Source organism: Nocardia macrotermitis (assembly GCF_009604405.1).
Taxonomy (GTDB): Bacteria; Actinomycetota; Actinomycetes; order Mycobacteriales; family Mycobacteriaceae; genus Nocardia; species Nocardia macrotermitis.
Genome location: NZ_WEGK01000014.1, coordinates 100,549 through 112,693, shown reverse-complemented (window position 1 = coordinate 112,693; position 12,145 = coordinate 100,549). Strand labels below are relative to the sequence as shown.

The following is a 12,145-nucleotide window of genomic DNA, read 5'->3' as shown; positions in this document are numbered from 1 at the left end:
GCCTCCTCAGATCGCGTCCGAGGCCACCGCGACGCGCGCGATGACGAATTCCTCGATGTCCCCGATGGTTTTGATATCCGCCGCCTGCTCGGTGTCGCGCACCAGTTGCAGGTCGAACTCCTTCTCGAGCCGCAGCGACAGCTCGATCACCGCGAGCGAGTCGTAGCCGAGATCCTCGACCAGCCGCGCGTCGGCCGTCACCTCGTCCGGCGCGCCGAACGGGCTCATCTGCCCGACGATTCGGCGCACCGAGGTGCGAATCGTGGTGCTATCCATGGTGTTTCCCCTTTCGAGTGGTTGTCCTCGACGACCGGTCAGGCCACCGCGCGAATCGGATGCGGGCTGTCCCAGCGCTGTTCGTAGGCGTCCAGGGCCGCCTCGATCGCCGCGTCCCACGCCCGCGCGGCCCGTTCGGTCAGATCCGGCAGCCCGATCAGGCGCAACTGCTTGAGCAACCGGCTGCGGGCGATCGCGACGCCGCCGCTCAGGTGCGCGGCGCGAATGCGTGCCGCCAGCCCGATGGCCGGAACCGGGTTGAACCGGCTGGGCCCGATCAGGACGGTGGCGGCAGCGCCGAGCGATTCGAAATGCGCGTCCGCGATGATGTCGCGGTGGCCGTTCGCGACGCCGTTCGCCGCGGCCCACAGCCCGTACGACACGTGCCGGGACTCGTCACGGGTGACGTTGGTCAGGCCCTCGTCCAGGGCGGGCAGCGCCAGCCGCTTGGCCAGCAGGCGGGTGGTGCGCAGCGCCGTGGCCGCGAGCACGCCCTCGGTGATCAGGTGGTAGTAGATCAGCGCGCGGAACCAGGAGTCGGTGTCCGCGTTGTCCTTTCGCACCGCGCCGGTCGCCGCGGTCAGCACCGGGGTGAACACCTGCGCGTAGTCGGCGGACGCGTCGGCGTCCAGGGTGTCGAAATCGCTGCCGCCGACTCCGCAGGCGCTTTCCAGATAGGTTTGGAAGAACCGGACGTGCCGGGCCTCGTCGGCGAGCTGGGTGCACAGGAAGATACGGTCGTCCTCGCTCGGCGGGGCATCGATCAACGCGCCCAGGGTGTGCGTCACGGTGACCTCGCCCACCTCGAGTTCGGACAGCGCGCCGAGCATCTGCTCGCGCGAGAAGTCCGAGAGCTCTTGCCATTTCGTGGCATCGCGGGCAGGGTCCACCGCGGCGACCGCCCACTGCTGGCGCTCCCAGCGCCGGTACAGGCTCGCGGAGTCCGCGATCCGGACGGGAGTCTCCGGCTCGATATCGGTGACGTCGAGCACCTGGTCATTCGATGCGAGAGTCGTCGTCATGGTCAGCTGGCCCGTTCTGTCGTCGGTGTCGTGGTCTGCTTGCCCGCGACGACCTCACCCGGGAACTCGCCGTCGCCGATCTGCTGCCAGAGCACGCGGCGGCGGGGTTTACCGCTGGAGGTTCGCGGCACCGCGCCGCGCTCGGCGCGCAGGATGATGGTCTCGACCGAGGCGTCCAGGCGGGTGCGCAGCAGTGTGGAAACCGCTGGGAGCCAAGCACTGTCGTCGGATTCGACGACGACCACCGCGCGGTCGCGGCCGTCGCGGCTGCCCAGGGCGACCGCGCAGCGTCCGGCGCGCACCCCCTCGATCTGCACCAGCGCGGCCTCGAGGTCCTCGGCGTGCACCTTGCGGCCACGCACCTTGAGGCTGTCGCCGAGACGCCCGATGACGTACAGCTCACCGTCGAGCAGGAAGCCCGCGTCCCCGGTGCGCAGCCCCTCGGGGGTGAAGGTCGAGGATCCGGTGGTGGCACCCCGATAGCCCTGTGCCACAGAGGTTCCCGTGACGCGGATCTCGCCGTACCGGCCGTCCGCGACCGGATTCCCGTCGTCGTCGATGATCTCGACGTGCATCCCGGTCACCGGCTTCCCGCAGGAGGACAGCCAGTCGGCCGGACTGTCCGGCCGGTCGACACCGAGTCGCCCGTAGTCCAGGACGGTGACCGGTTCGCCGGTGCGCGGCCCGTTCTCGATGCACACGATCGAGGCGGTGGCACCGGGCGCGACACCGCTGACGGCCAGCGTCGACTCCGCCATGCCGTAGCACGGACTGAAGGTCGAGGCGCGAAATCCGTAGGGCGCGAGTCGTTCCGAGAATTTCGCGACGATGGCCGCGTCCACCCGCTCGGCGCCGCTCATCGCCACCCGCCAGGTGGAGAAGTCCGTCCCGGCCAGCTCCTCCTCGCGCACCCGCCCCGCGGCATAGGCGTAGCCGAAGTTCGGTGCGGCGGTGATCGTGACACCCTCTCGCCCATGGCATTCCAGCCAGCGCACGGGTGCGGCGATGAAGTCGTAAGGGGTCATCAGCCACAGATCCGCCTGGGCGACAACCGAACTCAGGAAGGTGCCGATCAGGCCCATGTCGTGGTACAGCGGCAGCCACGAGGAGCAGGAGTCCTCCGGGGTGACGCCCAGCCAGTCCAGATTCGCCCGGACGTTCGCGATCAGATTGTCCGCGCTCACGCAGACGCCCTTGGGTGTGCCGCTCGATCCGGAGGTGAACTGCAACAGAGCCAGTTCCGCTGTCCTGCGGTCATTTTCGGGATCGGGTAGTTCGGCGCGTGCGGGCAGTACCAGCGGTGCGGGCGCCTGTGCCTTGACCGCCGCCGCCTCCGCGACGCCCGCGAGCCGGGTGTCGGCCAGGACCGCGGCGGGCTCGGCCGCGCGCAGGATCGCCGCGGCGTGGTCGGTGAACGAATCGTGGCTGGCGAAGGTCAGCGGCGAGGCGATCGGCGCCGGGGTCAGGCCCGCGTGCAGGGTGCCCAGGAACGCGCCGGTGAACGCCTGCGAATCCTCGACCAGCAGCGATACCACGCCCTCGTGAACACCCTGTCCGCGAAGATGATTCGCGATCCGGCGGGCATGATCGCCGATCTCCCGGTAGGTGGTGAATTCCCACGATCCGTTGCGGTGGAAGTGGATCCCGCGTGTCTCGCTGGGATCGTCCATCCAGTCCATTACGTTCGCCATCGCGCTCCCTCGTCGGCGGGCCGTCACAGGTATTACGCGCGAACCCCGCCACCCCCTCGCGGCGATCGAAAATATTTCCGGCGCGACGCGAACGCCCGCTCGACAGGGCGCCCGACGCCGCGAAGAGCAGCACGGCGGCAGACCCCGGTGCGAGGTCTGCCGCCGTATTCCCGTGCGGAACAACCGATTACCCGATGTCAGCGGCCCGCGGTCGGGGCGGTGCTGTTCACCTGAACGGGTGCGTCGCCCGTCATCGGCGTGGCCTGCGCCTGCGCGGCGGCCTGAGCGGCCTGCGCGGCGAGGAACTGCTCGATCTGCTGCTGCCGCTCCGCGATCGCGGCCATGTCCGGCTTACGGAACAGCAGCAGCGCGGGCACCACCGCCGCCAGCACGAACAACCCGGCCAGCAGGAACACGTCCAGATACGCCTGCGGCTCCCACAGCTTGTGCGCCGCGAAGACCGCCGCCATCGCGGCCACGCCGATCGCGCCGCCGAACTGCCGGGCCATCGTGTTCAACCCGGTGCCGCTGCCGAACTTCAACGGGTGCACCGAGATCGAGGCCGCCGTGGTCACGCTGGTCAGCGCCGCGCCGATGGCCAGACCGCCCAGCGTGCCGTACGGCAGCCAGATCGACCAGAAGGTGGCCTTGGCGGACAACGCCAGATACGCCCACACGCTCAGCCCGAAGTACAGCAGCAGGCTGATCACGATGACCGGCCGCTGCCGCTCCGGCGGAATGCTGCGCCCGATCACGATCGCCGCGATGGCCGAGGCGACCGCACCCGGCGTCACCGCCAGACCGGCGCTGAGGATCGAGTAGTGCCAGATCGTGGTCAGGAACAGCGGCCCGGACAGGAACCACACGAACAGTCCCGCGCCGAGCAGGAACGACACCGCGTTGGCGGAGGCGAACATCCGCGACCGCCACAGTTCGACCTCGATCGCGGGTGCGGAGTGCACCGTGGAACGCCACAGCGACAGTGCCATCAGCACCACGCCCGCGGCGATGCAACCCCAGGTCGACAGGCTGCGCCAGCCCCAGTCGCCACCCTCGGTCATGCCCAGGACGGTGAGCGCGATGCCGAGGGTGATCCCCACGGTGCCGACCAGATCCGGGCGACGACGGTCCTCCGAGGGCCGGTTCGGCAGCGCGCGCAGGCCACCGATCAGCACCGCCAGGCCGATCGGAATGTTCAGGATGAACACCGCGCGCCAGTTGATCTCGCTGACCAGCACGCCGCCCAGCGACGGACCGGCCGCGGCCGCGATGGATCCCGCCGCGCCCCAGATGCCGATCGCCTCGGCACGTTTCGCGGCGGGAGTCTCGGCCAGGACCAGGCCCAGCGCCGCCGGGATCATGCCCGCGGCGCCGATCCCCTGCACGGCGCGCGCCGCGATCAGATAGTCGATGCTCGAGGTCGGGGCCAGCGCACATGCCAGCGAGGCGATGGTGAACAGCAGCACCGCGCCGAGGAAGATCGCCTTGCGCCCGACGACGTCGGCGAATCGGCCCGCCGAGGTCAGCAGCGCGGCGAACAGCACCGCATAGCTGGTGACCACCCAGGTGAGCAGCTCTACCGACGCCTTGGGGAAGTCGGTGTGCAACGCGGGGAATGCCACGTTGACGACGGTGGTGTCCAGGAACGCCATGAACGTCGCGGCGGAGGTCAGCAGCAGCGTGATCCCCGCCGTCGCCTTCGAGGCGGTGGGCGGACTCGAGGATGTGGGTGCGGTCACGGGATATTCCTCCGGGTCGGGATGAATCGAAGCACCTGTGTTGTGAGGTCGACACGGACATACCATCAGTATGTCCATGCCCAAGCAAGTACATACCAACAGTCGGTAGCTGTCAACGGCAGCCGCCGAGCCGCACTACCGGTGCAGCAGATCCCCGATGATCGCGCCCTCCGGCAGCCCGAGCCGCTCGGCCAACCCCAGCGCCCGACGCAACGGCCGCGACGGACGCCCCAGCCCGGACACCGTCGCCGCGGCCCGGCCCCACGACAGCAGCGCCCGCACCTCCCCGACCGGATCGGCCGCCTCCCGATACCGCAGCGCCGCCGTGCGATAGCCGGCCACGGCCGCATCCCAGCGCCCGGCCGCGAGCAGCACATCCCCCTCGGTGATCAACACCTGCGCGTGCACCAGCCGCAGATCCCCACCCCGCAATGCCCGATACGCGCGCCGAATCGACTGTGCCGCATCGTCATACCGGCCGCCGCGGGAGTGCTGCGCCGCGCATTCGGCCTCCGCGCGCGCGATCCCCTGCCGGTAGCCGGTCCGCGCGGACACCTGCAACGCCTTGTCGAAACTCGACACCGCCGGACCGAAACGCCCGGCCCCGGCCTCGACCCGCCCCAGCAGCGTCAGGCAATCGGCCTCCAGCCGGGGATCGGACAGATGCGGTATGGCCAGCCGGGCTTCACGCGCCCGCGCGATCGCCTGCATCTGATCGCCCAACGCACTGGCGATCATCGCCCGGCAGGCCAGGCTCATCGCGACGCCCTCGGCGAAATCCAGTTCCCGGCTCAACCCCAGCGCCAGCGCCGACCACTCCCCCGCCTCCGGATAACGCCCCAGGTCACAGCATGCCAGCGCGACATACGCGGCGGCTCGGGCCTGCCCGAATTTGGATTTGCCGGCCTCGGTCAACTCGGCCGCGACCACATATCCGCGCAACGCCTCATCCAGCCGCCCGCGATCGTGCTCGATCCGTGCCAGCCGCCCGATCGCATTGGCCTGACCGGCCGGATCACCGAGCTCCCGATGGACGTCCAGGGACCAGCGCAGATAGCGGCTCGCGAGGCCGATCTCCCCCACCGACCACCACGACCGCCCGAGCGCGGCCAACGCCAGCCCCTCCCCACCCCGCCAGCCCACCGCGACGCTGACATCCCTTGCGCGCCCGGCGGATTCGAGTTCGGCGGCGCGATTGCCCTCGCGATACTCCGCATCGGCGGTGCCCAGCAGCATCGCGGCGTGCGCGCGCCGGTTACCGCTGCGTTCCGCGGCACTCGTGGCCGCGCGGATGGCCGCGGTCCAGTCCGCGCCGCCGGGATGCAACCGGATGTAGCCGCTCATCGCGTCGGCCAATTGCCATGCGCCGCGCTCGGATCCGGCCGCCGAACCGGCCTTGATCGCGGCGCAGATATTCGATCGTTCCTCGTCCAGCCAGGTCAGTCCCGCCCGGGACGCGCCCGGCAGCCCCGGTTCGGCGCCATCGGCCGGGCCCGCCCCGCGATGGATCTCCTCGCGCGCGATCAGATCCGCGTGACTGGCCCGTTCGACCGCTCTGCGATAGCACCACAGCAGCCGGGTCATCGCCGCGGCGCGCTCGGCGTGGGATTCGTGCGCGATCACCACCGTCGAGGCGTACCACTTGACCATATCGTGCAATTGGTAACGCCCCGAACCGGATTCGTAGAGCAGATTGGCCCGCACCAGCCCGACCAGACACCGCGCGGTGCCCGCGGCCGGATAGTCGGCCAGCGCGGCCACGGCCCAGTCGGCGAACTGGGTCGCGGGCATCAGACCCAACCAGCGGAAGATCCGGCGTTCCTCGGAAGTCAGTCTGCGATAGGACATTTCGAGAGCGAGGCTGATCATCGGATCGCCCGGCGCGGTGTCCACCATATCGGTGGCCAGCAGCGCCAGCGGATCGTCCGGTCGGCTGCGGGCGTATCCGGCCCCGACCCGGACGGTCAGCGGCAGCCCGCCGAGCCAGCGCACGAATCGCGCCGCCGCCTCCGGTTCGCGCCGGACCCGCTCGGCGCCCACGAAGATCGACAGCAGTTCCAGCGCGGCGGCCTCGTCCAGCGAACTGACGGTCACACTGCCCACCCGATATCGGGCCAGCAGTTCCGGCAGCCGCCCGCGCGAGGTGATCAGCATGGCCGAACCGCCGTCCTCCGGGGGCAGCAGGTCGTGCACCTGATCGGTATCGGCGATATCGTCCAGCACGATCAGCACGCGCCGGTTGACCAGCATGGTGCGATACATCGCGATCCGATTGCCCGGCAGCGGCGGCAGATCCGCGGCCACCACCCCCAGCGCCAGCAGCAGGCGGGCCACGATCTCGGACGGGTCGAGCGGATCCAGGGTCGGATGGTGACCACGCATGGTGACGAACAGCCGACCGTCCGGGAATCGATCCTGCCGCCGCCGCGCCCATTCGATTGCCAGCGCGGTCTTGCCCGATCCGGCGATTCCGCTGATCACGAAGACGTTCGAGGGTGAATCCCCGGCCGGGGGCGGCGCGCCGAGCACATCGAGTCGGTCGAGTTCGGTCGCGCGCCCGGCGAACGGGTCCGGGGCGGGCGGGAGCGGCAGTCGCACGCGGGTGCGGGCGGGCGGGGCCACGACGACCGCATCCGGCTCGGGTCCGAGATCGGTCTGTCGCAGTAGCAGTTCGCCCGCCTCGCGCAGGGCGGGGCCGGGGGTGGTCCGCAGGTCCCGGACCAGGCGGTGCGCCATCGCGGTGTAGAGCCGCACCGCGGCGGCCTGGTCGCCGACGGCACTGTAGGCGGTCATCATCCGCAGCGCCACCGCCTCGTCGTAGGGCAGGTCGACGGCCAGTTCCTCCAGGTCCCGGATGGCCGCGTCGTATCTGCCGAGTTCGGCGCTGACGTCGGCGAGGTCGAGTACCACGGTGCGGCGTTCGTTCGCCAGGCCGACCCGCATCGTCTCGATACCGAAACCGCGCATCCCGCTCAGTGCCGGGCCCTGCCATTCGGTCAGCGCGGCGCGCAGATGCTCGGCCCGGTCCGATGCGGCGCCGCCGCGCGCCCGCGCCGCGTTTCCCCGGAAGCGGTGCAGGTCAACGCATTCCGGCGGCAGCTCGAGCAGGTAGCCGCCCTCACGTGCGGTCAAACCGACTGCGCCGGAATCCATTTCGATCGTCGTCAATACCTTCCGGATGCCAACGGCGTACCCGGACAACAGATTACGCGCGCGGCGTGGTGGATTCCCGTCCCACAGCAGCTCGATCAGCCGATCACTGGAGACGACGGTATTCGCGCCGGCCGCCAGCACCGCGAGCATGCACCGGTGCCGGGGATGACCTATCGCGAGATCCCCGCCGCCGGAAGTGGCGCGAACCGGCCCCAGAATACGCACGTCGAGCATGTCCGAACCCACCGCCGATAGAACGAATCCCCTTGTGTCACAAATCATTCACCGATCGGACACCGAATCGACCGGTTCCCGACGGCAATGGCGGACCGGCCGATTTCCGATGATAGCCGCGCGCGACCCGGGTGCCAACGTGAAATAACACCGGACAAACGAAACATGCGATACACCAACATTATTGCGAATCCGCCGGGCCTGTGGCCGGACGGCGGCCCCGAATACCCGCAAGGGCCGAAGGTAACGAGAAAGCCGCACGAAATGTTTGCCCGGAACGTACCGGGCTGCCTATCGTGTTCACACAGCGATCGATCGTCCACATACCGAACAGGGGTTGTGATTCTCGGGCGGTAGGTTCCGGCCCGGGTGAGGAGAGCCATGAGTGAGCACACCGCGTCGCAGGAGATCGCGCCGTCGTCGGATTACGTGCAGTCGCTGGCGCGGGGGCTGGCGGTGATCCGGGCGTTCGACGGCGAACATCCGCGCCGCACACTCAGTGAGGTCGCCAAGCACACCGCGCTCACCCGCGCGACCGCGCGCCGGTTCCTGTTGACGCTGGCCGAACTCGGCTACGTCCGCACCGATGGCTCGCTGTTCTGGCTGACCCCGCGCGTCCTCGAACTCGGCTACAGCTACCTGTCCGGTCTGTCGCTGCCCGAACTGGCCGGACCGCATCTGGAAGCCCTGGCCGAACAGGTCCGCGAATCGTCCTCGGTGTCGATCCTGGACGACGGTGACGTGGTCTACATCGCACGAGTTCCGGTGCGGCGCATCATGACCGTTTCGATCAACGTCGGCACCCGCTTCCCCGCCTACGCGACGTCGATGGGCCGGGTGCTGCTGGCCGGACTGCCGCAATCCGCACTCGATTCCTACCTCGAACGCCTGCACCTGTCGACACTCACCGAGCGCACGGTGCCCACCGTGCGGCAGCTGCGCGACGAACTCGCCCGGGTGCGCCGGGCCGGATACAGTATCGTCGATCAGGAACTCGAACTCGGATTGCGTTCGCTGGCCGCCCCGATCCGCGACGAATCGGGCACAGTCGTTGCGGCGGTGAACATCTCCACCCAATCCGCGCGCTACACCGCCGCGCAGCTCGAGGCGGATCTCGTCCCGGCCGTGCGGGCCACCGCCGACGCGATCACCGCCGACCTGACCCGGACCCGATCCCCCGCGCCTTCCCGCACCTGACCCGTCGATACCGGGATCGGCCGCCGATCATCAAGCGCCCGAACGCAAATGCGCGGCCACCCGCACCGCGGAATTCACCTCGCCCTGTCCCCGATACTCCCCGACCCGCTGCACGATCTCGAAGAACAGATCCTCCCCGACGGTCTCGGTGAACAGCTGGAAATACTCCCCGCCGCCGTCGGCATCGTAGAGAATGCCGAATTCCCGTAACTGCCGCAGCATTTCGGCATCCAGGTCGAAACGGGTGGCCAGATCGTCGTAGTAGTTCGCGGAGATCGCCGGACGCCGGTGTCCGAGCCCGGCGAGTTCGGCCGCGGTGGCGAAGATATCGCCACAGGTGAACGCGACATGGCTGACGCCGCCGCGCCGGATCGTGCTCGAATGATCCGTCCCGGCCGGGCACCCGGGCACCATGTTCAACGAAATACGCAGTGGCGAAACGGATTTACCGCTGGTCATGGTCAACGACTGACTGCGCAACTGCCCGACCGAATCCGGAATGTCCACGCCCTCCCCCGGACGCATACCGAACACCGAACGCAGCCGCAGCATGATGCCGTCCCAGTCGTCGGGCCGCACCGCCAGGGCCACGTGATCGACGCCGGTCAGCAGCGGCGGGAGCGCGAGCGGGCGCGGCTCGGGCTCGAACGCCTCGCGCCAGGCGGCCCGGCTCGCCGGTCCACGCAGATCGATCGAGGTGGCCGCGGTCACCCGCAATCGCACCACGTCGGCGGCACGCTCCCCGAATCTGTTTGCCGCACCGGGCAATTCGACCTCGTGCGCGGGCACCTCCAGGGCCACCGCGCGGGCCTCCCAGGCGTCCGGGTCCGGGCATCGGATACCGATCTGGGACAGCACCGGCATTGGCGCGTCCAGGGCCGGTGCGGTCCACGCCGTGTCGGGGCTGGCGTCCACGGCGACGGTCAGCTCGCCGTGTCGCCACAGTTCCAGCTGATGTTCGCGATGTCGTCCGGCGTAACCGAATCCGATGCTGCCCAACATCGTTCGCAGTTCCCCGGCACGCTCGGGTCCGGCCGCCACCCGCAGCGAGACCACCCCGTCGATCGCGGGCCGGGGCGGCGGCACGAAAAGCCCTGTGCTGCCCGGTATCCGGGCCGCGACCTGTTCCTGGAGATGCCGCAGCGAGCGGTGCGCGTCGGCGGCGGTGCGGCCGGTCGCGGACGCGCGGAACACGTCGTTGAAGATCTCCAGCGACCAGGGTCCGGCATAGCCGGCGGCGTGCACGTGCGCACCGAACGCCGCCAGATCGAAGGTGCCCTGACCGGGGAACTTCCGATAGTGCCGACTCCACTGCAACACATCCATCGCCATGGCCGGGGCGTCGGCCAGTTGCAGGAAGAAGATCTTCTCCCCCGGGATGTCGCGGATCCCCGACGGATCGTCACCGCGCGAGAGGATGTGGAAGCTGTCCAGGCAGGTACCCAGCGCCGGATGACCCACCGCCGCAACGATATTCCACGCGTGCCGGTAGGTGTTCACATGCGTGCCCCAGGCCAGCGCCTCGTAGGCGACGCGGATGCCCCGGCGGTGTGCGCGTTCGGCGAGGCCGTGCAGTTGTGCGGCCAGCAGGTCGTCGTCCCGCACCGCACCCGGCAACGGCGACGAACAGACCAGGATGGTGTCGCACCCGAGCTGTTCCATCAGATCGAATTTGCGTTCCGCGCGAACGAGATTGCGCGCGTACTGATCCGCATCGGCCGAATCGAGATCCCGGAACGGCTGGTACAGATCGATGCTCAGACCCAGTTCGGCGGCGCGGGCGGCCAGCGCGGCCGGGGTGAACGCGGAGCCGATGAAATCGGGTTCGAAGATCTCGAAGCCGTCGAATCCGGCCGCGGCGATCGCGGTCAGCTTCTCCTCCAGCGTGCCGCTCAACGACACGGTGGCGATGCTCGTGCGTACGCTCATGCGCTCGACCCTTTCCGGAATCACTTCGCGGCCAACGCTTCCCGCGCCAGCAGCGTGTCCATGTAGGCCGCCATCCGCTCGACGTCCGGCGCGATTCCGGTGAAGATCTCGAACGCGGCGACGGCCTGATACAGCGTCATTCCCGTCCCGGTCAGCACGCGGGCCCCGGCCGCGCGGGCCGTGCGCACCAGTTCGGTCTCGACCGGGCGGTACACCACCTCGGCCACCCACAGATCCGGGCGCAACAGCTCGGCGGGCAAGGCCATGCCCGGATGTTCGGCCATCCCCATCGGCGTCGCGTGCACCAGGCCGTCGGCGTCGGCGAGTAGCCGCGCGAGGCGATCGGGCGAGCCGACCGATACCCGGCGGTCCGTGAAGTGTGTGCCCAGCGTTTCGACCAGCTGACCGGCCCGGACCGGGTCCGCGTCCACGATGGTGAGGTCCCGCGCGCCGCGATCCAGCGTGGCGTAGCCGACCGCGGCCCCCGCGCCGCCCGCCCCCAACTGCACCACCCGCTCGACCCGGACGTCGGGCAGGCCGCGGTCGAGCGAGCGCCGGAATCCGGACCAGTCGGTGTTGTGCCCGATCGCCCGATCACCGTCGAACAGCACGGTATTCACCGCACCCAGCCGCGACGCCTCCGGCGACAGCTCGTCGAGCAGCCCGATGATGCGCTGCTTGCACGGGTGCGTGATGTTCAACCCCCGATAGCCCTCGCCGCGCACCCGCTCGAACAGCGCGGGCAGATCCTCGACGCCCAGCCCGAGTTCGACCAGGTCCAGAATCCGATACCGGTAATCCAGCCCGTGGTGACGCCCCTCGGCCATGTGCAGCGACGGCGACAGCGATGCGCCGATCCCGGTTCCGATCAGCCCGCAGAGCAGCGACGACATCCACAACCCCT

8 protein-coding genes are annotated in these 12,145 nt (G+C 69.5%); 1 reads left to right on the top strand and 7 read right to left on the bottom strand.

Annotated features, from left to right (window positions below):
• Nucleotides 1–6: 6 nt before the first annotated feature.
• From NRB20_RS28210 to NRB20_RS28190, 5 genes are all read right to left on the bottom strand, one after another.
• Nucleotides 7–276 carry an acyl carrier protein gene (locus NRB20_RS28210; RefSeq protein WP_153414343.1) on the bottom strand — a complete coding sequence of 90 codons (270 nt, stop codon included), beginning with the start codon at nucleotides 274–276 and terminating at the stop codon, nucleotides 7–9.
• A gap of 38 nt (nucleotides 277–314) precedes the next feature.
• Nucleotides 315–1,298 (bottom strand): ribonucleotide-diphosphate reductase subunit beta, encoded by a 984-nt coding sequence (locus NRB20_RS28205; RefSeq protein WP_153414341.1) that lies wholly within the window; start codon nucleotides 1,296–1,298, stop codon nucleotides 315–317.
• 2 nt (nucleotides 1,299–1,300) lie between these two features.
• Nucleotides 1,301–2,989, bottom strand: coding sequence for an AMP-binding protein (locus tag NRB20_RS28200; RefSeq protein WP_153414339.1), 1,689 nt, complete (start codon nucleotides 2,987–2,989; stop codon nucleotides 1,301–1,303).
• Between the two features lie 197 nt (nucleotides 2,990–3,186).
• Nucleotides 3,187–4,728 (bottom strand): DHA2 family efflux MFS transporter permease subunit, encoded by a 1,542-nt coding sequence (locus NRB20_RS28195; RefSeq protein ID WP_194290038.1) that lies wholly within the window; start codon nucleotides 4,726–4,728, stop codon nucleotides 3,187–3,189.
• 135 nt (nucleotides 4,729–4,863) lie between these two features.
• Nucleotides 4,864–8,115, bottom strand: coding sequence for an AfsR/SARP family transcriptional regulator (locus NRB20_RS28190; RefSeq protein ID WP_194290037.1), 3,252 nt, complete (start codon nucleotides 8,113–8,115; stop codon nucleotides 4,864–4,866).
• Nucleotides 8,116–8,496: 381 nt separating this feature from the next.
• Between NRB20_RS28190 and NRB20_RS28185 the strand changes: the two genes are divergently transcribed.
• Nucleotides 8,497–9,312 carry an IclR family transcriptional regulator domain-containing protein gene (locus NRB20_RS28185; RefSeq protein WP_153414333.1) on the top strand — a complete coding sequence of 272 codons (816 nt, stop codon included), beginning with the start codon at nucleotides 8,497–8,499 and terminating at the stop codon, nucleotides 9,310–9,312.
• Nucleotides 9,313–9,342: 30 nt separating this feature from the next.
• Here the strand turns inward: NRB20_RS28185 and NRB20_RS28180 are convergent, their stop codons facing one another.
• On the bottom strand, nucleotides 9,343–11,241 hold the full coding sequence (locus tag NRB20_RS28180; RefSeq protein WP_153414331.1) for a sugar phosphate isomerase/epimerase and 4-hydroxyphenylpyruvate domain-containing protein: 1,899 nt from the start codon (nucleotides 11,239–11,241) through the stop codon (nucleotides 9,343–9,345).
• 20 nt (nucleotides 11,242–11,261) lie between these two features.
• Nucleotides 11,262–12,134: a shikimate dehydrogenase gene (locus NRB20_RS28175; RefSeq protein ID WP_153414329.1), complete on the bottom strand. Its 873-nt coding sequence runs from the start codon at nucleotides 12,132–12,134 to the stop codon at nucleotides 11,262–11,264.
• Nucleotides 12,135–12,145: the final 11 nt, after the last annotated feature.

Bases quoted from the DNA above. Each gene is read 5' to 3' on its own strand.
- NRB20_RS28210 (WP_153414343.1), bottom strand. From the start codon at position 276: ATGGATAGCACCACGATTCGCACCTCGGTGCGCCGAATCGTCGGGCAG.
- NRB20_RS28205 (WP_153414341.1), bottom strand. From the start codon at position 1,298: ATGACGACGACTCTCGCATCGAATGACCAGGTGCTCGACGTCACCGAT.
- NRB20_RS28200 (WP_153414339.1), bottom strand. From the start codon at position 2,989: ATGGCGAACGTAATGGACTGGATGGACGATCCCAGCGAGACACGCGGG.
- NRB20_RS28190 (WP_194290037.1), bottom strand. From the start codon at position 8,115: ATGCTCGACGTGCGTATTCTGGGGCCGGTTCGCGCCACTTCCGGCGGC.
- NRB20_RS28185 (WP_153414333.1), top strand. From the start codon at position 8,497: ATGAGTGAGCACACCGCGTCGCAGGAGATCGCGCCGTCGTCGGATTAC.
- NRB20_RS28180 (WP_153414331.1), bottom strand. From the start codon at position 11,241: ATGAGCGTACGCACGAGCATCGCCACCGTGTCGTTGAGCGGCACGCTG.
- NRB20_RS28175 (WP_153414329.1), bottom strand. From the start codon at position 12,134: ATGTCGTCGCTGCTCTGCGGGCTGATCGGAACCGGGATCGGCGCATCG.